This window comes from Actinomycetota bacterium (assembly GCA_013152275.1).
GTDB lineage: Bacteria > Actinomycetota > Acidimicrobiia > Spongiisociales > UBA4744 > BMS3Bbin01.
On sequence record JAADGS010000030.1, the window covers coordinates 1 to 20385 of the forward strand.

The window sequence follows — 20385 nt, forward strand, 5'->3', positions numbered from 1 at the left end:
AAGCGGGTCGGTGCACCTACTGCCGTCAGAGCCGCCGCCATCCGAGCCGGATCTCCGACCAGATGTCGGAGCTCGACCGAGATCTCCTCCCATCGTTCGGCCATGGCGGCCACTCGAGGCCGATGATGGTGCCAGGAGGCCAGCTTGCTCTGATAGTCCGTCCAGCATTCCGCAGCCGCCGCCCCGGTGGAATCGAGTGAGGCAAAGGCCTCGAAAACGAGGGGTCGGACTCCGGTCGGGTCGGGAAACGCGGCGTCGGAACGAAGGATGTCGGGGTCCAAGCGGTCGAGAATGCGCTCCCAGATACACGCGGCCACCAATGCCGCCACGCCCACCTGCGCTCCGTGGAGACCGACCGCCAGCCGCCGGGAGGCGGCCGACATGTCGAGAAGATGACTGATGAGGTGCTCGGTACCCGACATGACGGCAGTGCGCCCCACCACCCCCATCGCCACTCCGGAGGCGGTGAGCAAGGTGGCAAGCAGATCGAGAGCTGCTCCTTCGCCCGCAGCCACCGACGGAGCAGCCGTCAATAGATCTTCCCCGCGCGGTTGGAACAGGTCGATTACGCCATGGCTGTAGCTGAGATCGGTGCCCACGAAGGCAGCAAGCCGCCAGTCGGCGGGAGCGGTGAACATGGCCATCATCTCCGCGAAGCCCGACCGCGTGAGGCGCGCCGGAGCGTCACGCAGCACCTGGTGGTCGATCAGCAGACCGGAGGGCCAAACCGACGGTACCGTCCGCTTCACTCCATCCTTCACGATGACCGCCATGTCGTCGGCGAAACCGTTGACAGATGCAGCAGATTGCACCACGAGCAGCGGAATTCCGGGGTTGCTGTGCGCAGCGTCCTTTCCAATATCGGTGACGGTCCCCGAGCCGACGGTCACCACACAGCCGGCGCCGGCGACCGCCGCTCGGGCAACAGCGAGTGTGTCGGCGTCGGCGTAGAGGTGCCCATGCGAAGGACCGAGCACGATCCGATCAACGTCGCCGACGGTTGAGAGGAGTGAGGCTGCCAGAGCCTTGAGGTCATCGCCCCCTCGTTGCATCGGGGTGGCGTCCTCGAACATGACGATCCGACCCGGACGGGCAACGTCGACCACTTCGGCCGGAAGCCGTTCGAGGGCGTTCGGTCCGACGAGGATCCGCCGCAGACCCATGGGTCGCAGCGCCCCGTCTCCGGAAGCCTCAAGGGAGGCCTGGATCGATACGGCGAGATCGGTGAGCTGGTCGGTCATTGGTGGTAGGTGGGGTCAAGGGCGTCGAAGACCGCCCGGTAGGTGTGGTAGGCCTCGTCATAGACCACTGCCCGAGCCGGATCGGGCTCGTATGCGCGGCCGCTCACGCTGCCCAACGCGTCGGCGGCCGTGGCAACATCGGGGAGCCAACCGGCGGCGACGGCTGCGAGACAGGCGGCGCCAAGCGCGGCACTCTCCCCTTCCACCACCCGCACCTCCCGTCCGATGACGTCCGCTTTCGTCTGCAACCACAGCTCACTGCGAGCACCCCCGCCGGTGACGTGAAGCCGGCTGTTCGCCAGCCCGAGTGCGGTGAGACGGTCGAAGCTGTCTCGAAGGGCGAAGGTGCAGCCCTCCAACACCGCCCGGCACCACTCGGGCCGTCCATGGTCCATGGAGGCACCAGTGAACGATCCGCGGGCATGGTCGTTCCATCGCGGAGCCACTGAGCCGGAAAGGGCCGGGATGAAGATGAGGCCCTTGGAGCCGGCGGGCGCCTCGGCCGCCAAATCGAAAACGGCGGGCTGGTCGATGCCAAGGAGCTGGGCCACCCACATGATGCTGCCTCCCGACACGAACCCGGGATTCTCGATGAACCAGGTGCCCGGCGTGGCGTGTGCTCAACCAGACGCTCCGAGTCGAACACGGGTTGGTCGGCGGCGGTACCGATCGGTTCGGCGGTGCCGGTGATGTCGGCTACCACACCGGGTCGTGCAGCGCCGGCACCAACGGCCGCAGCATGGTCATCTCCGGTCCCGGCAATCACCTGGCAGGAGGGATCGAGTCCAACCTCGGCTGCCACCTCTGGGCGCACCTGCCCGATCACCGAGGTCGAGTCGACCACCCGGGGAAGCAGCTCCGGGTCGATGCCACACGCCTCCAGCATCTCTTCCGACCAATCCCGGCCGGTGACATCGAAAAGCATCGACGAGGAAGCGTTGGCGTGGTCCTGGGCAATCTGACCGGTAAGCCAGGCGGTGGCAACGCTCGCCGGAGGCAGGAGGTGGGCAGGGCGTTGATCGAGCCGGTCCAGCAGCCACATCATCTTCGGGGCAGCGTGAGAAGAATCGCAGTTCAGGCCCGTCACTGTGAACACGCGATCGGCGCCGATCTCCTGCTCGATGATCTCGGCGTAGGAGGCAGCCCTCCGGTCCATCCAGATGATCGCCGGATGCAGTGGAACCAGATCCTCGTCGGTCGCCGCCACGCCGTCGACCTGGGCATCGATTCCCACGTGGCTGATCGGTCCGTTGGCCTGGGCCGTGAGTTGCGCCACCACCTCGGCCAACGCCTCAATCCACTCGACCTGGTCCTGTTCGGCCCAGCCGGAAGCCTGAAACCTCACCCGGTGAGGGGCCGAGGCTACAGCCCGCACACGTCCGTCGTCGGCAACCAAGATCCCCTTGGTGCTCTGGGTCCCGATGTCGCAACCGATGACGAAACTCATACCCGCTTCTCCGGAGTTGTCTGACGTCTGATGTCTGATGTCTGACGTCTGATGACCCTAAACTTCACAAACGCGCGCGTCAAGTGGCAGTGGAATCAGGCCCTCGGTCCTTTCTTCTGCGACCCGGTCCACGGCGTGACACGTCACCGCGACGGCCTGAACCGGCTGCCTCGAGAAACGGCACGTCTCTCCCGCCCGCCCGTCTCGAGCGGCCGTTGCACCCGGCCGAGACGACTGCCACACGAAACACGGGCTCGGCCAGAGCGTACGCCATGGCGGACGGATCGCGAGGCGAGCTCCTGTTCGGGTACGGAATGAGGGTGGGTGAACGAGCTCTTTGACATGGCAAGAAACGATTCATGTGGACGTCGCCCCGACACAGGCCGATCCTTCCGATTCTGTTTCACACTGTCCCCCGACGTCGAGCCGTAGACACCCCCCGCGGGTCACCGGCAGGATCGACTTCCCCGATGTGCGCTCGATCCGCTCTCCATCAGGCTTGATCCCATCGCCGAACCCACGTCTCGACCCTCATGCGTACTGTCCCTCCCCCCGCTCGGCGCACTCAAGGCCACAAGCAGGCCACACAGCACACAACCACGAAGGTCTCGTGACCCGGAACACCTTGAACCTTCCGAGTGCCCGGCACACCCTCGGCTTCACTACCCGCCGGCGAAAGCAAGGAAGCGGGCCGGGTTATCGACGAACATCGTGTTGATCGCCGCATCGTCGACCCCCAGACCATGCAGGATCTCGACGAATCCCGTGGCGAGCCAGGCCAGGCCCGGTCCCCCGCCGAGCGACGTCCAGAGGGACCGGCGGGCACCATCGGTGGCCAGCATCAGGCGTTGGGTGTAGCCCTCTGCGACCATTGCCGCGACGATCGCCCCGGTGCCTTGCGCCGCGGCATCACCCTGACGCAACGCCTGGTCGTACTCGAGGTATACACCCGTGTCGAGCAGGTCCCGGTGATAGGAGAGGTCGGACACCTTGTCGGTATGAGAGACGACGACGCTGTCGAGGGGGACGCCGAGTTGTCTGAACAACTCGATCTGAGCCATTGCTCCCCGTCCTCCTTCGCAGTGGGTGAGGATGGGAACCCCGGTCGCCTCGTGAGTCATCGCCGCAGCCACGAAGACCCGGATGTCTCGCGCCGAAGGTGCGTCTTCGAGGACCGCGACCTTCACGATCCCGGCCCGGTGGGGTGTACGACGGATCACGGGCCCCATGTAGTCGTACCGATCGATCCCGTCGACGACGTCCGCGATGAAGAGCTTGGCGAGGACGTCGGCCGGTTCTTCGGCGGTCCATCGCTGGCCCTCGTAGTACTTGCGCGTGTGGAGCCCGGTGCATGCGACAACGTGGACTCCGCTGCGGCGACTGATCTCCGCGAGCCGGATCGGGCCCCGGCCCGAGGCCGCGGGCATGGCGTCGACGACGGCCTTGACGCCGGCGGCGGCACACGGTTCGAGCTCGCGAACGGCGTCATCGGCGCTGGGGAGGTGGATGTGCGGCCACCGGTCGATCACCAGTGGAGTGTCGATGATCAGATGCTCGTGAATATAGGTGAACCCCAGGTCCGCCGGGTCGATGTCGCCGAGGACGGTCCGAACCGAAGCTGTCATCGCTCGCCCACCTCCAGTATCGCTCCCCGGGCTCGCAGCCGATCTTGCACCTCACGGATCGGGACCTCGCGCACAACCCCGCCATGTCCTACCGCCAGCGCCGCCACCGTCCCGGCGGCCTGCCCCATCGCCATGCACTGGGCCATCGACCTGACCGATGCCTGCGCATCGTGGGTCGCTGAGAAGCACCGGCCCGGGGCCAGCACGTTGACGCCGTCGCGTACGACGAGCGTCGACAGCGGAATACCGACGGCCGTACCGTCGGGAAGGTACTCCCACGTCGTTCCGGTCCCTTTGCCACCGTGATGGTCCTCGATCGGCGCGCCGCACAGGCCGATCTGATCGTCGAACTGGCGGGCCGTGAGTACATCGTCCCGGGTGAGGCGGTAGTCGCCGAACACGTGTCTGGTCTCCCTCAGTCCGATCTGAGTCGACATCGAGACCAATGATGCGTACCGGTAGCCGGGAACCCGATCGATGAGGAACCGCGCGTACTCCAGTGCCTGGCGGCGGCCTTCCATCTCGGCGCGCGTGAGCACGTCCGGGTCGGTGGCGTTGCGCATGGACGCGCCGCTGCCGAAGACCTGATCGATCCTCGTCATGACGGTCGCCGTGACGCCCGGAATCGGCGTGACATGGTCCGACCCCTCGCGGCGTGGCAGGTCATACTCGCCCGAGTCGGCCGCCTCGGCCATCAAGGCGTGGAGTCGCTCTCTGCCGATCGAGGCCCTGGCCTCATGGTCGACGTTGACCATCCGGAACGTCGTCGTGAGCGACTGGGCCGGATCGATCGTGCCCGCCGCCTCATAACCGAAGCCGGCATGAGCGCACACGTCCGCGTCGCCGGTGGCATCGATCACGACCGTCGCACCCACGCGGCACAGACCGGCCTTGGTCGCGACGACGAGTTCGACGATTCGCCCGTCGGCCACGACGGCGTCCTGGACGAACGCGTGGAGGAGCACCGCAGCGCCCGCACCGACGACGAGGTTCTCCCATACGACCTTGAGGTGCTCGGCGACATAGGTGATGCCCGTCCCCGCGCCATACGTATTCGGACGTTCGAGGACCGTCCCGATCCTGCGCAGTTCGGCGACGACCTCGTCACCGATCCCGCCGACGACCTTGACGGCCCGCTCTCCGGGCGTATAGAAGCCATAGAACGTGTCGAGCACCGCCGTCGAGTTGCCCCCGAGGAACGGGAGCTTCTCGATGAGGAGGGTGCGCGCTCCCGCTGTCGCGCACGCGATGGCGGCGCTGGACCCGGCGACCCCGGATCCGACGATCACGACGTCGAAGTTCCCGTATTCGTCGATGTTCATGGGCGGCGCCGCCCTCGAAGCCCCCGTTCAGTGCACATACGGTGCAAGAACGTCCCGCGCGAGCAGGAATCCCCGTTTGACCAACTCTTCGGTGCCCTCGAACCGGCGATCCTCGTGCTCGACGCAGATCACACCGTCGTATCCGACCCGGTAGAGCGCACTCATGAAGGCCTGCCAGTCGACCTTGCCCAGTCCGGGGAGGCGGGGCACCTGCCATCCGATTCCAAGTGACATGACGCCGTGCTCGTAGAGCCCGTCCTCGTCGATCTCGAGGTCCTTCGCGTGCACGTGGTAGATCCGATCGCCGAACTCGCGTATCGCCCGCTCGATATCGATCATCTGCCAGACGAGATGGGAAGGATCGAGGTTCAGGCCGACCGTCTCGTCGAACGTCTCGAACATGGTTCGCCACATCGCCGGCGAGTGCGCGAGATTGTGCCCCGAGGGCCACTCGTCGTTCGAAAAGATCATGGGGCAGTTCTCGATCGCGATCTTGACCCCCTGACCGGCCGCATGTTCGACGATCCGGGGCCACACCTTCATCGCGTCGGCCCAGTTCTCCGCCTGCGTCTTGGTTTGGTCGGCGCCGATGAACGTGTTGACGACGGGGACGCCCATCGTCGCGGCCGCGGTGATGACCTTCTCGAGGTGCTCAATGACGGCGGTGCGGTGCTCGATGTCCGGATGGAGAGGATTCGGGTAGTAGCCGAGACCCGAGATGCCGAGGCCTCGATCGGCGAGACCGCCGACAACCGCATCGGCACGATCCCGCGTGAGCCCGTCGACGTCGAGGTGACAGACGCCGCTGTAACGGCGTGACGCTCCCTCCCCGCTCGGCCAGCAAGGGATCTCGAGCATGGAGAAGCCGTTGTCCGCGGCCCAGTCTGCAACGTCCATGAGCGGCATCTCCGGGAATGGTGCGGTGAGAAGTCCGAGCTTCATCCTTTCCTCCTTATCGTTGGACGGTCACCCAGCGTTGCTCCCGCGAGCTCTTGGCGATTGCCTCCGTTACGAGCAGTACATCGAGGCCGTCCGCGAACGTCGGGTAGGTCGGTTCGGCCGATGGAGATCCCTTGAGCACATCCTCGTAGACCTGGCCGAACAGAGCCCGGAACGTGTCCGGATACCCCTCCACGTGTCCCGCCGGGTATGCGGTGATCCGCACGGCCTCGGGGGCGTTGAGCGACGGGTCACGCTGGAGCAGCTCGTTGGGTCTCCCTCGATGCCCGATCCAGAGCCGGTCCGGATCCTCCGAGAGCCACGACAACGCCGATTCGGAACCGTCGACCTCGATGGACACCGAGTTCTTTCGACCGGCCGATGTCTGGGAGACGGCGACCAGGCCGCGGGCCCCGTTCTCGAAGCGGAGCAGGATTCCGGCACCGTCGTCGCTCGACATCGGCTCTTCGACGAGCTCGCCTTGATCCACGGCGGCGGCGAAGGTCTCGACCGGACCCGCCGGGTGTCGCCTCACGGGGACGAATGTGTGCAGATCCGCCATCACCTCCACGATCCGCTCCCCCGTGATGAATCGTGCGAGATCGAGCCAGTGCGACCCGATGTCGGCAACGGAACGCAGCGTGCCGGCTTCTTCGGGAACGAGCCGCCAGTTCCAGTCGGTCTCGAGAAGCAACCAGTCCTGCAGGTAGGCGCCGGTGACGAACCGAGGCTCGCCGATCGCGCCGTCACGCACCATCGACGCCATCTGGTGCCCCAGCGGGTAGAAGCGGATGTTGAAACACACCGCGTTGACGACACCGGCGGCGCCTGCCTTCTCGACGAGGTCCGCACCGTCGGTGGAGGTCAGGGCGAGCGGCTTCTCGCAAACGACGTGTTTCCCGGCTGCAAGGCACGTCCTCACCTGGTCGGCGTGTGCATGGTTCGGACTTGCGATGTGGACGACGTCGATGCCCGGGTCGGCGGCAAGCGCCTCGACGCTCTCGTACACCGCCGGCAGGTTCGCCGCCTTTGCCTTCGCGCGAGCCCGTTCCGGAGAGGAGCCGACGACACCCGCGACGTTGATGCCGAGCCGTCGAAGCGCCTCCACGTGAGCAACACCGATGAAGCCGACACCGACAACTCCCACGTTGATGTCCGACAACGTCATCAAGACCACCCCTTCACGCTGCGGCCATGACCCGAGAATACAACCATGCGAGACCCAGCACGATCACTCCGTAGAGCACCTGCTGGACGTCCTGGCCGGCCCCCAGAAAGGTGAACAAGGACTGGAGCACGCCCAGGATCAGAGCCCCGAGGAGCGTTCCGGTGTAGGTCCCGACACCCCCGAAGATCGAGGTGCCACCGATGACGGCAGCCGCCACCGACGGAAGCATGAAGGACGCGGCGAGCTGCAGGTCGACTGCACCGACCCGTCCACCGAGCAGGAGACCGGCGATCGCGGCGAACAGTCCGGCCAGCGAGTAGACGGCCAAGAGCACCTGCCACGAGCGTACGCCGGACAACCGGGTAGCAACAGGGTTGTCGCCGATGGCGTAGAGGTTCCTCCCGAACCCGGTGCGACGGAGCATGTACACGACGAAGACGGCTACCACGGCCCACACGACAACCGCCCACGGCAGGCTCCCACCAAATGTCGAACCACCTCCCAGCGTTCGGATGAACGCGCCCATCGAGGTCGACCCTTGGAAGATCGTTTGCGCCCAAGAGGTGAACAGGCCCAGCAGGATCGCCCCCATCGCCAGGGTCATGATCAGCGGATTCACGCGGAACACCCCGACACCGAGCCCGTTGGTCGCTCCGGCCGCGAGACCGACGGCCAGCCCGGCGAGGATCGCAATGATTGCGCCTTTCGGCGACTGGTTCGCAGCGACATAGGCGGCCCCGGTGGCGATCATGGCCACCGAGAGGTCGATGCCACCGGTGAGCATGAGGATCAATTGGGCGGCAGCCATGATGCCGAGCGGCGCGGCGACCAGCGCGGTGTTCCGCAGCCCCTTCACACTCAGATAGTTGGGTTGGATCGCGCCGGTGATGAGGACCAGCAAGACCAGCACCGCCGAGAGGACCATGAGAGGATGCTCCGAGAACCATCGCGCGGCGACCTGTGCCCTCGTGACCCGGTCACTCGGTTCCGAGGCGGTTCGGGCACTCATGATCTGCGTTGCCTCCGCAGTTCGAGAAGGCCGCCGACCATCATGACGAGGACGATGAGCAGCCCCTGGATGATCTGCGCCCGGTTCGGGTCGATCCCCATGGCGGTGAGGGTCGGGTTGAGAAAGAAGAGGATGATCCCGGCGGGGACGGCACCGACCACCGACCCGACCCCGCCCGTCAGGGCAACGCCGCCGAGGACGATGGCCGCGACGGAATTCAGCGTGAAGTTCCCGCCCAGGGCGTTCGGGTTTCCCCGCCCGGCGATGGCGGTGATCGCCAGGCCCGCAAGAGCTGCGTAGGCACCACCGATCGCGTACGAGACGACCTTCGTCCGGGCGGTTCGGATTCCCGACAGATAGGCGGCGTTGCGATTGCTCCCGACCGCGTAGAGCTCGAGCCCGCTTCGCGTCTTGGCCATCCACAACGCGACGATCGTGACCGAGACGACGAGGACCACCAGAGCAGGCCACGGATTGCGACCGATCCCCACTTCCGATCCGGTGAACAACCAGCGGAATCGTTTGCTCGTGCCCCCACCAGGTGATCCGAGAACCGCCAACGCGAGTCCCTGATAGATGAACAGGGTCGCAAGGGTGGCGACGATGTCGGGCACCTTCGACACGTGGATGATCCATCCGGCCAACCCATTGATGATCGCGGCACCCACGAGGACGAGCACCGCCACGATGAGCGTCACCTCGAACGGCTGACCATCCATGAAGCGGGCAGCCGCAACATTGGCGAGCACCATCAATCCGCCGACGCCGAGATCGATCCCGCCTGCGATCACGATGACGGCTTGGCCGACGGCCAGGAAGACCCAAGGCAGACCGTTGGTGAGAATCGATGTGATCTCGAACGACCCGAACCGGGGGATGAGCGTGGAGTACCGCAAGATCAAGGCGAGCAGGAGCAACCACACGCCCAGGGTCCACCCGTGACGGATGAGCCAACGCCGCCACGGCGGCATCTTCCCCGTTCCGATCACCTCCAGGTGCGTCGTCGTCACGAGCGGGCCTCCTCGAGTCCGTGCGCCGCGGTGAGCAGACTCTCCTCGGTGGCGGCTCCTGCATCCTGTTCGGCGACGATGCGCCCGCCGTACATCACGAGAACCCGATCACACACGATCGGGATCTCCCGAAGCTCACTCGTGTAGAGGAATATCGCAGCACCTTCGTCGGCGAGTTCCCGCAGCAGCTCGTAGATCTGAGCCTTCGTCTGAATGTCGATGCCCCGCGTCGGATCGAAACAAAGCAGTGTCTTGAACCCCGAGGCCAGCCACCGCCCGATCGTGACCTTCTGCTGGTTGCCGCCGGAGAGGCGCTGCACCTGGTTCCCGGCTCGCACGTCGATGTCGAGGCGGTTCACCGCGTTGTCGACGCGAATCGTCTCGTCACGAACGAGGCCGAACCAACGCCCCAGGCGGTTGTAGAGCGGAATGGTCAGGTTCTCTCGCACGGAGCGTTGCGGCAAGAGAGCCATGAGCCGATCGGCGGGTACGAGCACCACACCCATTCGGATCGCGTCATAGGGTGAGCGCGCATCGAGGCGGCTGCCATTGACGATCACTTCGCCACCATCGGGCCGCCGGTCTCCCGAGAGCAGCTGGAAGAGCTGATCCTGCCCCTGCCCTTCGAGCGCGGCGAGTCCGAGGATCTCTCCGGCGTGGAGTTCGAACGACACGCCGTTGACCCTGCCGCCCCGTTTGAGATCCCGTCCTGTAAGTACGACGGGCCGATCACCGGTGGAGACCCGTCTCGTAACGACCTCCCCGGCCACCGCCTCGGCCGTCTCGCCGAGCATCGCGGCCACGAGAGCGGCCTCGTCTCCTTCACCCGGCGCGAGCGTCTCGACGGATCGTCCGTTCCGCAGGATGGTTGCCTGATCGCACACCGCAAGCACCTCCCCGAGCCGGTGGGAGATGAAGAGCACCGACCGACCGCTCCGTTTCCACTCCTCCATCACGGCGAACACGCGGTCGGCCTGATCCGTTGTCAGCGCCGCGGTGATCTCGTCCAGTATGAGGAGCCGGGGATCCTGCGCCAACGCGCGTGCAAGATCGAGCAGGCGGAGCACCGGCAGGGGCAAGTCGCGAATGAGCAGGTTGAACTCCAGATGCCCGAGATCCAATCGGCTCAGCCAATCGCGAACGACCGACTCATCCAGATCCGTGAGCCGCAGGTTCTGCTGGATCGTCAGGTCGGGGATGAGGGTCGGGTCCTGAAAGACGGTGGCGAGACCGGCTCCGACGGCATGCGTCGGTCTTCGCAGATCGACAGGGGACCCATCCACCAGCACCGTGCCGGCATCGGGTGGGAATACTCCCGAGAGGATCTTGACGAGCGTGCTCTTTCCCGCTCCATTGGCACCGAGGAGTGCGTGGACTTCGCCGGGCATCACCGTCAGATCCGCAGAGCGAAGTGCCACAACGGCGCCGTAGCGCATCGCGATGTTCCGAGCGCTCAGCAGCGGCACGGCCTCGGTCACAGTTCCTCCATGGGCTTGTGTGGTCGAGCGCCGATCCTGGCGGCGCTCGACCACGTCGGTCAAGACGTCAGATCACTCGCCCGGGCCTTTGCAGTCCACCACCTGGCCGGGGGTGTAGTGCGTCCACGGTTTGATCACCATGTAGGAGCTCCATCCGGCCTGCAGGGCAGGCAGATAGATTTCCTTCAACGTCTCGGCGTTGTTCGCCATGTCCAAGACCTTCGGCGTCAGCAGGGTTTCACGCGGGTGGCTCTTCCCCTGCAGGAGATCGATCGCGATCGATGCTCCAACGCCGCCGATCGCCGGCGGATTGGTGACGGCGGCACCCTTGAAGTCCGGGTACAGCGAGATCACCTGACCGATGAACCCGTTGTTGTCTGCACCGACGACCGGAACGTAGGGCTTGTCGGCCACTTTGAACTGTTCGACGACCGTGTAGTCGATGCCGGATGTCCAGATACCGTCGACGTCCTTGTTCGTCAAGATGTCCAGAGCTTGGGCTGCGCCAACGCTCGGGTCCCATCCGGTGAAGACCTCGGAGACGATCTTGATACCGGGATAGTCTTTGAGTGCCTTCTGGAATCCCGTGTCGCGGTCGGTGTCGGCCGGTACTCCGTCGATACCTCTCATGTACGCGACGTTGCCGGATCCGCCGAGCTGCTCGAACAGCCAACGGGCCCCGAGTTCACCGTAGGCCGTCTGATCGTTGGTGGCCACGTACGCGCTCGGCGCGGTGACCGCCTGGTCGATCGAGACGACGACGATTCCCTGTGAGGTTGCCTCTTCGATGACCGGGTTCAGCGCCTCACGATCCGAGGGGTTGATGATGATCGCGTCGACCCCTTGGGAGATGAGGCCCTGGATGTCTGCGATCTGCTCGGTCGCACTGGCGTTCCGGTTCGCAAGGATCACCTTGTCGACAACCCCGCTGGCGAGGGCCTCGGCCTTGATGGCGCACACCATCTGCTCGCGCCATGCGTTTCCGACGAGGGTGTTGGACACCCCGATCGTGTATGTCTTGTTGGTCTCCGGCGCTGCTGTCGTCTGGGTGGCCGCAGTGGTCTCCGAGCTACCGCTGCTGCCACATGCGGCGGCCACAAGAGCCACCACCGTGAGCAACAGAACAAGCCGCAGACGTAGTGTCAGTGTTTTCATGCGTCCCTTCCTCCTCTGTCTCTGTCCGTCCATGGCCATCGTGTGGCCGTTTCTCTTCGGTGCCCGGCCCTGTCGGACCGAACGCCCGGCAAGGCGCTCAGCTCCGATTCCGAGCCGTTCATGAACTTCCTCCGTTGCCTGCCCCGACGAATCCGGCGTTGACCGTCTCGGGGTCGAAGATGTGCTCGATGATCAACGCGGCGGCCCCGATGATCCCGGCCCGGTCACCGAGCGCCCCGGTCGTGATCTGAAGATCGTTCGTGCTCAGGGCCGTCGACCGCTGGTAGACGATCTCGCGGATGCCGGCCAGCAGCTGTTGCCCGGCTTCGGCGATATCTCCACCGATGGAGATGACGGCCGGATTCAGCATGTTCACCGTCGCGGCCAAGACCCCACCGATGAGCCTGCCCGCGTCTCGCACGGCGTGAATGGCGTCGCCGTTTCCTGCCTTCACGAGCGCCACGACGTCGCGACTGTCCACCGTCTCGTGCCCTTCGGCTCTGAGGCTCCGGGCCAGGGCGGCTCCGCCCGCCGATGCCTCGAGACAGCCGGGGTTCCCGCAGCGGCACATCACGTCGGTGGGTCCCGCCTGAATATGACCGATGTCCCCCGCGGCTCCCCGGGCCCCTCGGTGAAGCCGCCCACCGAGGATCAGACCGGAGCCGATCCCCGTTCCGACCTTGACGAACACGAAGTCGTCGACCCTCGGATCCATGACCCAGAACTCGCCAAGCGCCATGATGTTCACGTCGTTGTCGACGAGCACGGGCACGCCGTACCCCTCGACGAACCGGTCGCGAATCGGGTACCCGTCCCACCCGGGCATGATCGGGGGGTGCACGGCACGGCCCGCGGCGAAGTCGACGGAGCCGGGAACTCCGATTCCGATACCCCGCACGTCGGCGGAAGACCGTCCGGCCTCTTCGGTAAGTGCACCGAACGTCTCCTGCACCCAGCCCAAGACCTTGGTCGGGCCGTCTGCGATGTCGATGTCGTGAGAGATCTCGGCAAGCGGGTTGGCGTCGAGGTCGCAGATCGCCAGCCGGGAATGCGTCGCTCCGAGATCCGCGACGAGCACGACACCGGACGCCGCGTTGAATCCGAGCATGGTCGGAGGCCGGCCTCCGGTCGAGGCGGCCTCGCCAACCTCGTTCACGAGACCCTTCGCGATGAGCTGATCCACCCGTTGAGTGATCGTCGACCGGGCGAGACCCGTGATCGACGCCAGTCCGGCCCTGGTGATACACCTCCGTCGACGAATCAGATCGAGGAGGTCGCCCGGTGAACCGGTTGGCGCACACTGACCCATCTGGTCATTGAAGCAGTGGACATTGTTCGCGTCAACAACAAAGTCAGCCCTCCTCAGGCAGTAGCGCCCGGACCTTCTGTCGGAGCTGGGCCGAAGTGCCGGGTTGTGAGCTACAGGCATTGGACGTTCCTCAGCATTCCTCGGGCTTGGCCAGCACGTTGGCGAGCCGACGCGCATGCTCTCGAAACGCAGCATCGAACAGCTCCATCGACCGCTCCTCCCCCACGAGCGTCGAGCTCGTCAGGACCGGAGGCAGCGCTCCACGCTCGAAGAGCAATGCTGCGGTCTGGACCTTGATCTCGTTGGCGATCGCGATGTTCGCCACGGTGGATCCGGGCCCGACACGCGTTTCCGGCCCCGAGAGCTCGATGAGCGAGTCGCCCGGCGGCGTGCAGAGATCGATCACGATGTCGGCATGATCCAGGAGGCGGGTCCCGCTGGAGTGCCGAGGTGTGCTCGCCATCGAGTGCGCCACCGAAGTCACCGCGATGACCGGCAGGCCGCGCTCTTGCGCCCCAATGGCCATCTCGATCGGCACGGCGGTGGAACCGCTCGTGCTGTAGACGATCATTGCGTCCCCCGACCCGAACGAGAAGTTGGCGAGGATCCGATCGGCGAGGCCCTCGACCCGCTCGATGAACATCGCCTGGCGTTGCCCGTTCGCACCCGTGACCTGTGTATGGAAGGTCATCGACAGCTCCACGATCGGGTGGAACCCCGGATAAGAGCCGTATCGGGGGAACATCTCCTCCACGGGGATACGCGAATGTCCGGTTCCGAAGACGTGGACCAGACCGCCTCCTTCGATGGCGCCGGCGCAGACCACGGCAGCCTCGGCAATGGCGTCGAGCTGCGTCTCGGCGATGCGTTCGAGGATCTTCGATGCCTCGGAGAGCCAGCGCCCCCGGAGAGTTCGGCCATGTTCATCGCTACCATGCATCCGGTCTACGCCTTGCTTCCCTGCCGTCGATGAGTAAATGTATAGACAGGTTAGGAAGCTTGCACTGGTACGGTCAAGAAGAGCCGGAGGAACACGACGTGGCGACACCACCCCGATACATCGAGATCGCCGAGTACGTGCGCGGACTGACAGCTGAAGCCTCTCCCGGAGACCGGCTGCCCTCGGATGCCGAGCTGTGCGAACGCTTCGGTGTCAGCCGCATGACTGCCCGCCAGGCGATCACGCTGCTCGCCAACGAGGGTCTGCTCGAACGCCGCCGCGGATCGGGCACGTTCGCCTCCGCTCGGCGCGTTCCCCGCACACTCGGCTCACCCCTCTCGTTCTCGGAGAGCACGCGCGGTCGCGGCATGAAGCCCACATCGCGCGTACTGCGGGCCGGCCCGACCGACCTCACGCCGGAGGACGCGGAGGCGCTCGGCATCGAGATCACCGCACCGGCAATCGTGCTGGAGAGGCTGCGCCTCGCCGACGGCATCCCCATGGCCATCGAGCACGCAGTCATGCCTGCAGACGACTCCGGTCTCCTCGATGAGGACCTCACCTCGGGGTCGCTACACGAGGCGTTCGAACGCAGAGGCAGAACCCCGACGCATGCCAACGCGGAGGTCGGCGCCAGAAGGGCGACGAAACGCGAACGTACCCTCCTCCAGCTCCCACCGAGCGGCATCGTTCTCACGGAGATCCGCACGATCTTCGACCAGTACGGCGCACCGCTCGAACACACCTCGACGTTCTATGCGGCGGATCGCTACACCTTCATGGCTGTCCTCTATCGGGGGCCCGGCGACACTCCGTCATGAGTATGCGGCGCTTCCTCGGACTCGATCTTGGCGGCACCGATATCAAGGTCGCCGTTCTCGAGCAGGCGGCCGGCGCCGATCGGCCCCGGGTCACGTTCACCGCGCGACACGCCACGCATGCCGAACGTGGGCCCCGGGGCGTGACCGATCGCCTGATCGAGGTCGGGCATTCGACGATCGACGAAGTGGGCCCGGTCGAGACGGCGGGGCTCGGCGTTCCCGGTCTCTTCGATGCCGACACCGGGAAGATCCTGCTGTTTCCGAATCTCCCGGGACCGTGGCCTGGTCATTCGTTGCGCGATCCCGTCGGGGATGGACTGGGCGTTCCAACGGCACTCATCAACGATGCTCGAGCCTTTCTTCTCGCCGAGGGGACTCTTGGGGCCGGTAGACACTGCCGGATCGTCATCGGGCTCACGCTTGGAACAGGCATCGGGGGTGGCATCATGATCGATGGACACATTCATCTCGGTGCCTTCGGAACGGCCGGAGAGGTCGGGCACCAGATCATCGTGCCGGATGGCCCGCTGTGCGGCTGTGGCAACCGCGGCTGCCTCGAGGCGCTGGCGAGGGCACAGGCGCTTGCCGACATGGTCGGAGTGCCGGATGTCAAGACCGTGTGCGAGCGGGCGGCCGCCGGCGACCGGAAGAGCCTCGCAGCCATCGACACGGTGGCGGGCTACATCGGTACCGGTCTCGCCAATGTCATCACGCTCCTCGGCCCCGACTGCATCGTGATCGGAGGCGGGATCATGAACGCGGGCGAGATCGTGCTCGAACCGATCAGAAGAGCGACGCGTGCTCGCGTCCGGTTGGCGCCTGTCGACGAGATCGAGATCGTCCCCACCGAGTTCGGCATCTCGGCGGGAGCGATCGGTGCCGCACTCGCCGGTCGCGCTCAGCTCGATGTGCGTTGACGGTAGTCGTCGAGAATCGCCGCCGTCTGCGTGGCGCCGGCTCGTTCGGCCCCCGCCTCGATCACGGCGAGAAGCCCATCGAGGGTGCGGACGCCGTGTGCCGCCTTCACCTTGACCGCAGGTGAGACCGATGCCCGCATGAGCCGGAGATCTTCGAGTGTCGCTCCCGTGGGTGCGAAGCCGGTCGATGTCTTCACGTAGTCGGCACCGGCCGCCTCCGCGAGTTCGCAGGCACGAACCTTCTGCACGTCGTCGAGGTAGGCGTTCTCGAGAATGACCTTGACGAGTGCATCGCCGCCCGCCGCGTCGACGACCGCCTTGATGTCCTCGCCGACCTGCTCGAACTCACCCGAACGTAGCCGGCCGATGTTCAGCACCATGTCGAGCTCGACGGCGCCGTCGGCCATCGCCCGCTCCGCCTCGAACACCTTCGTTGCGGTCGTGTTGGCACCATGGGGGAATCCGACGACGGTCCCCACGGCGACCGGCGAGTCTGCGAGACGTTCGGCGCAGAGCGCAACATCGGCCGGCCGGACGCACACCGACACGACCGAATAGCGATCGGCGAGCGCACATCCGGCGATCACGTCGTCGAGAGTGAGCTCCGGCTTGAGCAGTGAGTGATCGATGGTCCCGGCGAGTTGCTCGTATGTGACGTCTGCGACGGTGAGTGCTGTTGGCTGCATCTGTCGATGATCCCACGAGGCGCGGGATATGTCTAGACAATTCCTCTTGGCCAGGACCGGCAGGCATCGACGATCGCCGCCGCCCGCTCGGCGACGACACCGAGATCGTCGTGATTGGTGAGCCAGCCGCCGACTCCGACCGCGAGAGCTCCGGCGGCAAGGAATGACGCGGCGTTGTCGGCGGTGATCCCACCGGTCGGAATGAGGGGCAGGTCGCCGAACGGTCCCCGCAGGGCTTTGAGGAGTCCGGGGCCACCGACCGATGCCGGGAAGATCTTGATGGCGCCCGCACCGGCGTTCCACGCCGTGGACACCTCGGTCGCCGTGAATGCGCCCGGGACCATGGGGATCCCGTTGCCGAGAGCCCAACGGATAACGCCGAGGTCCGTATGCGGCGAGACGAGGAATCTCGCTCCGGCATCGACGGCCGCTCCGGCATCGGCGACGGACATGACGGTTCCCGCCCCGGTGACGACGCCTTCGGCAACACTCTCTCGGATCGATGTCATGGCACCAGGACTGTCCATCGTGATCTCGAAAACGCCGATCCCGGCGCTGCGGAGCACGCGGGTGACCTCGCCGACCCGGCCGGGGTCGAGTCCGCGGAGGACGGCGATCAGGCGCGCCTCGACCACCGCGGACGGCAGCGACACGCGGTTCACGCCGATGTCTCCGTGACGCACCACCCGCCGTCGACGGCGAGCACCTGACCGGTGACGTGCCGAGAGGCGTCACCGAGGAGGAATGCGCCTGCAGCGGCGACGTCTGCCGCATCGAGCAGACCGCCGGCCAGCGGCTGTTTGCGTGCCGCATACGCCACGATCTCCGGATCTTCGGCGGCGCGCCTCGCCATCGGTGTTCTGACAAGTCCCGGAGCGACGGCATTGACCCTGATTCCGTCGGCGGCGTAGTAGGACGCCATCGATTTGGTGAGCGAGATCTCGGCCCCTTTGATGGCCGCGTACGCGTGCGTTGCGAAGAACGTGGAGGCGGGATGCGAAGCGAGGACGCTCGTGACGAACACGATCGAGCCCCGAGTCCCCGACTCGTTCGGGTCCTGGGTCCGCATTACGCTCACGACGTTTCGAGCCGCCAGGAATGCCGGGTAACCGTTCAGCCTCAGCGTTGCCTCCCACCCCGTCAGCGGCATCTCGTGGATCGGTCCGTCTCCGAACCGTCGCCCACTGCCTCCGGCGACGGCGAACAGGCCGTCGATACGTCCGAAGCGATCGAGGCAGGCCTTCGCTGCATGGTCGGCTTCGGCTTCGATTGTCAGATCGGCTCGGGCCCACTCACAGACACCGCCGCCGGCCGTCACCTCGCCGGCAAGCCGGGCGCATTTGGCTTCGGTCCTCGACACGACAAACACCGACGCTCCGGACCGGCCGAAGATGCGCGCACCGGCGGCCGCGATGCCGGAGGCACCGGTGACGAGGATTACCCGGCCGTCGAGATGGTCATGCATCGTGCCCCCTTGTTAGCACACCGGTGGCACCGGTCCATCATTCGTTCCCGGTTGAAGTGACGAGCCTCGCCGGTGCCAGGTCGTCCTTCCGACAGAGGTGCAGGCCGGCGGTGGACATCGGCATATCGGTGCATCGTCCGATCGACACGACAGTGCAGGCGTCCACCTGAGGTCCTTGTTCTCCGCACGCCGAGACCGTCCAAGCAGAGGGCGTACGCATGGACGAAGCTCCACTCTGCCAGGAGATCGACGACGCAGAGCTGGCACCGTCCGTCACGTTCGAATGGAGCCACACGGCACCAGGCGCGAGCCCCGGAGCGTCGCACGACCGATGCCGGCGAACTCCGGATCGCCCGAACCGGTGTCATTGCCCCCGCCGCCAGCCCTCGGCGTGGCGGCGGTGCTTCGGTGCGTCGAACCCGGCACGCGCCAGCACCTCGTCGAGATCCTCCACGTCCAGGAAGTCGCCGTAGAAGACAAAACGCGAACCTGTCGGGATCGTGAGGCTCCCGTCCGGAAACACCATGACGTACAGACGGTCCAGCGTCTCATGGCTCAGCCAGCTGATACGCAGCCGGGTCGAGGCGACCCGGCTCTGCAGCGCGGCGAACTCGGCGTCGGTCACGACCAGGCCATCCCAGGGGACCTCGGGGTCCATCGAACGGGGAAACGCCTGAAACACGTTGTAGAACAGACGGTTCGGGCTGCGTGAGGCCCGCTGGTCCAACAGCGCCACGATGTTCGTCACGTCGTCGATGTTGAAACGGCTGACCGGCGTCGCCACCTTCACGTCGATACTCGGATGCGCCTCGAGCAGGTCGAGAGCGGCCATCACCGCGCCGAAGTGGCCGGGCTTCTTCGTGCGCGACGACACCTCCTCGCTCGCCCCGTCGAGCGGCAGCGACACGAGATCGATGTCGGCGCCGTACCGATCGAGAAAACCTGACGTCATCTCATCGCCGGTGGTGGAGATCGCCACTTCGAGACCCTGTCGTTTGGCATCGTGAATGAGCTCACCGATGTCCGCACGTTTGAGCGGGTCACCGCCGGTGAACACGATACGTCGGGCACCCGTGGCAGCGATCTTCGCCACGATCGCCAGTGCCGTGTCGGTGTCGACCTCCGCGATGGCCTGCGGTCCCCAGCAGTACGGACACTCCTGGCTGCATTCGCTGGTGACGTGAAAGTCGAACGTGGCGACACCGGGCACGGGATCTCCGATGGTCTCTGCGACCACCCTACCGGACGGGGCATTCGCGCCGTGGCGCCGAAGACCGAGAGCCGCCTACTCGGCGATGGCGGCCATCTCGGCACCGGTGAGCGCCGTCAGGTCGGTCGGCGCCACCTCGACCTGCACTCCTCGCCTCCCCGCGCTGACGAAGATCGAGTCGTACCGGCCGGCGGAGGCATCGATGAACATCCGAAGGCGGCGACGCTGTCCGAACGGGCTGATCCCACCGACGACGTACCCGGTGAGTCGCTGCGCGTCGGACGGCTCGGCCATCGTCGAGTGCTTGCCACCGGCAACCCTGGCGAGCTTCTTCATCGACAGGCGCCGCGACACCGGAACGATCCCGACCACCGCAGAGCCGTCGACCGTTGCGACGAGGGTCTTGAACACGCGTTCGGGGGCCGCACCGAGAGCGGCTGCGGCCGCCTCACCGTAGGAGAGGTCCGTGTTGCCGATCTCGTAGGAATGCACAGTGAAGGCGACACCGGCAGCTCCGAGTGCTGCGATCGCGCGAGTTCCGCCCTTGGCCATGTCGCCATGCTGGCACACGACCACGGCCGCGGGCGACCGGCTCGAGTGCAGCACAGCTCCGATCGTGCTCAAACGCGCCCGGCCCGTGCGT

General features: G+C 65.9%; 19 protein-coding genes and 1 pseudogene. 2 read left to right on the forward strand and 18 right to left on the reverse strand.

Going from position 1 to position 20385, the window contains the following annotated elements; translation table 11 throughout:
* The 13 genes and pseudogenes from GXP34_05210 to GXP34_05270 all read right to left on the reverse strand — a co-directional run.
* A partial coding sequence (locus tag GXP34_05210; protein ID NOY55370.1) for a sn-glycerol-1-phosphate dehydrogenase occupies window positions 1-1241 on the reverse strand: 1241 nt, incomplete at its 3' end.
* Window positions 1238-1816 carry a hypothetical protein gene (locus tag GXP34_05215; GenBank protein NOY55371.1) on the reverse strand — a complete coding sequence of 193 codons (579 nt, stop codon included), beginning with the start codon at window positions 1814-1816 and terminating at the stop codon, window positions 1238-1240. The genes GXP34_05210 and GXP34_05215, both read right to left, overlap by 4 nt.
* 149 nt (window positions 1817-1965) lie before the next feature.
* Window positions 1966-2688: pseudogene (locus GXP34_05220) on the reverse strand (hypothetical protein).
* Window positions 2689-3350: 662 nt separating this feature from the next.
* Entirely contained in the window at window positions 3351-4313 is a 963-nt protein-coding gene (locus tag GXP34_05225; GenBank protein ID NOY55372.1) for an aryldialkylphosphatase, read from the reverse strand.
* On the reverse strand, window positions 4310-5635 hold the full coding sequence (locus GXP34_05230; GenBank protein ID NOY55373.1) for an FAD-dependent oxidoreductase: 1326 nt from the start codon (window positions 5633-5635) through the stop codon (window positions 4310-4312). The genes GXP34_05225 and GXP34_05230 overlap by 4 nt, the downstream gene beginning before the upstream one ends.
* A 27-nt stretch (window positions 5636-5662) precedes the next feature.
* Window positions 5663-6577, reverse strand: a complete 915-nt coding sequence (locus tag GXP34_05235; protein ID NOY55374.1) for a sugar phosphate isomerase/epimerase — start codon at window positions 6575-6577, stop codon at window positions 5663-5665.
* A gap of 10 nt (window positions 6578-6587) precedes the next feature.
* Complete coding sequence (locus GXP34_05240; protein NOY55375.1) at window positions 6588-7742, reverse strand: Gfo/Idh/MocA family oxidoreductase; 1155 nt, start codon at window positions 7740-7742, stop codon at window positions 6588-6590.
* Window positions 7743-7755: 13 nt separating this feature from the next.
* Entirely contained in the window at window positions 7756-8751 is a 996-nt protein-coding gene (locus tag GXP34_05245; protein NOY55376.1) for an ABC transporter permease, read from the reverse strand.
* Window positions 8748-9761, reverse strand: a complete 1014-nt coding sequence (locus GXP34_05250; GenBank protein ID NOY55377.1) for an ABC transporter permease — start codon at window positions 9759-9761, stop codon at window positions 8748-8750. Before GXP34_05250 ends, GXP34_05245 begins: the two co-directional genes overlap by 4 nt.
* Window positions 9758-11197, reverse strand: a complete 1440-nt coding sequence (locus GXP34_05255; protein ID NOY55378.1) for a sugar ABC transporter ATP-binding protein — start codon at window positions 11195-11197, stop codon at window positions 9758-9760. Before GXP34_05255 ends, GXP34_05250 begins: the two co-directional genes overlap by 4 nt.
* A gap of 114 nt (window positions 11198-11311) precedes the next feature.
* Window positions 11312-12394 carry an ABC transporter substrate-binding protein gene (locus GXP34_05260; protein NOY55379.1) on the reverse strand — a complete coding sequence of 361 codons (1083 nt, stop codon included), beginning with the start codon at window positions 12392-12394 and terminating at the stop codon, window positions 11312-11314.
* Between the two features lie 118 nt (window positions 12395-12512).
* Window positions 12513-13703, reverse strand: a complete 1191-nt coding sequence (locus GXP34_05265) for an ROK family transcriptional regulator (GenBank protein ID NOY55380.1) — start codon at window positions 13701-13703, stop codon at window positions 12513-12515.
* A gap of 130 nt (window positions 13704-13833) precedes the next feature.
* Window positions 13834-14643, reverse strand: a complete 810-nt coding sequence (locus GXP34_05270; GenBank protein ID NOY55381.1) for an SIS domain-containing protein — start codon at window positions 14641-14643, stop codon at window positions 13834-13836.
* Window positions 14644-14741: 98 nt separating this feature from the next.
* Here GXP34_05270 and GXP34_05275 point away from each other — a divergent pair, with 98 nt between their 5' ends.
* Both GXP34_05275 and GXP34_05280 read left to right on the forward strand, forming a co-directional pair.
* Window positions 14742-15464: a GntR family transcriptional regulator gene (locus GXP34_05275; GenBank protein NOY55382.1), complete on the forward strand. Its 723-nt coding sequence runs from the start codon at window positions 14742-14744 to the stop codon at window positions 15462-15464.
* Complete coding sequence (locus tag GXP34_05280) at window positions 15461-16381, forward strand: ROK family protein (GenBank protein ID NOY55383.1); 921 nt, start codon at window positions 15461-15463, stop codon at window positions 16379-16381. The genes GXP34_05275 and GXP34_05280 overlap by 4 nt, the downstream gene beginning before the upstream one ends.
* Here the strand turns inward: GXP34_05280 and deoC are convergent.
* The 5 genes from deoC to ybaK form a co-directional block, all read right to left on the reverse strand.
* Window positions 16363-17067 (reverse strand): deoxyribose-phosphate aldolase, encoded by a 705-nt coding sequence (gene deoC, locus GXP34_05285; protein NOY55384.1) that lies wholly within the window; start codon window positions 17065-17067, stop codon window positions 16363-16365. The two genes, GXP34_05280 and deoC, sit on opposite strands and share 19 nt — an antisense overlap.
* 32 nt (window positions 17068-17099) lie before the next feature.
* Window positions 17100-17729, reverse strand: a complete 630-nt coding sequence (gene eda / locus GXP34_05290; GenBank protein ID NOY55385.1) for a bifunctional 4-hydroxy-2-oxoglutarate aldolase/2-dehydro-3-deoxy-phosphogluconate aldolase — start codon at window positions 17727-17729, stop codon at window positions 17100-17102.
* On the reverse strand, window positions 17726-18532 hold the full coding sequence (locus tag GXP34_05295) for an SDR family oxidoreductase (protein ID NOY55386.1): 807 nt from the start codon (window positions 18530-18532) through the stop codon (window positions 17726-17728). The genes eda and GXP34_05295 overlap by 4 nt, the downstream gene beginning before the upstream one ends.
* A gap of 364 nt (window positions 18533-18896) precedes the next feature.
* Window positions 18897-19742 (reverse strand): radical SAM protein, encoded by an 846-nt coding sequence (locus GXP34_05300; GenBank protein ID NOY55387.1) that lies wholly within the window; start codon window positions 19740-19742, stop codon window positions 18897-18899.
* 75 nt (window positions 19743-19817) lie between these two features.
* The gene (ybaK, locus tag GXP34_05305; GenBank protein ID NOY55388.1) at window positions 19818-20294 is read right to left on the reverse strand and encodes a Cys-tRNA(Pro) deacylase; all 477 of its coding nucleotides are present in this window, start codon (window positions 20292-20294) and stop codon (window positions 19818-19820) included.
* Between the last annotated feature and the right edge of the window lie 91 nt (window positions 20295-20385).

Excerpts from the sequence above, each read along its gene's own strand:
- GXP34_05225 (NOY55372.1), bottom strand. The coding sequence starts at position 4,313 with ATGACAGCTTCGGTTCGGACCGTCCTCGGCGACATCGACCCGGCGGAC.
- GXP34_05230 (NOY55373.1), bottom strand. The coding sequence starts at position 5,635 with ATGAACATCGACGAATACGGGAACTTCGACGTCGTGATCGTCGGATCC.
- GXP34_05235 (NOY55374.1), bottom strand. The coding sequence starts at position 6,577 with ATGAAGCTCGGACTTCTCACCGCACCATTCCCGGAGATGCCGCTCATG.
- GXP34_05240 (NOY55375.1), bottom strand. The coding sequence starts at position 7,742 with ATGACGTTGTCGGACATCAACGTGGGAGTTGTCGGTGTCGGCTTCATC.
- GXP34_05245 (NOY55376.1), bottom strand. The coding sequence starts at position 8,751 with ATGAGTGCCCGAACCGCCTCGGAACCGAGTGACCGGGTCACGAGGGCA.
- GXP34_05255 (NOY55378.1), bottom strand. The coding sequence starts at position 11,197 with ATGCGCTACGGCGCCGTTGTGGCACTTCGCTCTGCGGATCTGACGGTG.
- GXP34_05260 (NOY55379.1), bottom strand. The coding sequence starts at position 12,394 with ATGAAAACACTGACACTACGTCTGCGGCTTGTTCTGTTGCTCACGGTG.
- GXP34_05265 (NOY55380.1), bottom strand. The coding sequence starts at position 13,703 with ATGGGTCAGTGTGCGCCAACCGGTTCACCGGGCGACCTCCTCGATCTG.
- GXP34_05270 (NOY55381.1), bottom strand. The coding sequence starts at position 14,643 with ATGCATGGTAGCGATGAACATGGCCGAACTCTCCGGGGGCGCTGGCTC.
- GXP34_05280 (NOY55383.1), top strand. The coding sequence starts at position 15,461 with ATGAGTATGCGGCGCTTCCTCGGACTCGATCTTGGCGGCACCGATATC.
- deoC (NOY55384.1), bottom strand. The coding sequence starts at position 17,067 with ATGCAGCCAACAGCACTCACCGTCGCAGACGTCACATACGAGCAACTC.
- GXP34_05295 (NOY55386.1), bottom strand. The coding sequence starts at position 18,532 with ATGCATGACCATCTCGACGGCCGGGTAATCCTCGTCACCGGTGCCTCC.
- ybaK (NOY55388.1), bottom strand. The coding sequence starts at position 20,294 with ATGGCCAAGGGCGGAACTCGCGCGATCGCAGCACTCGGAGCTGCCGGT.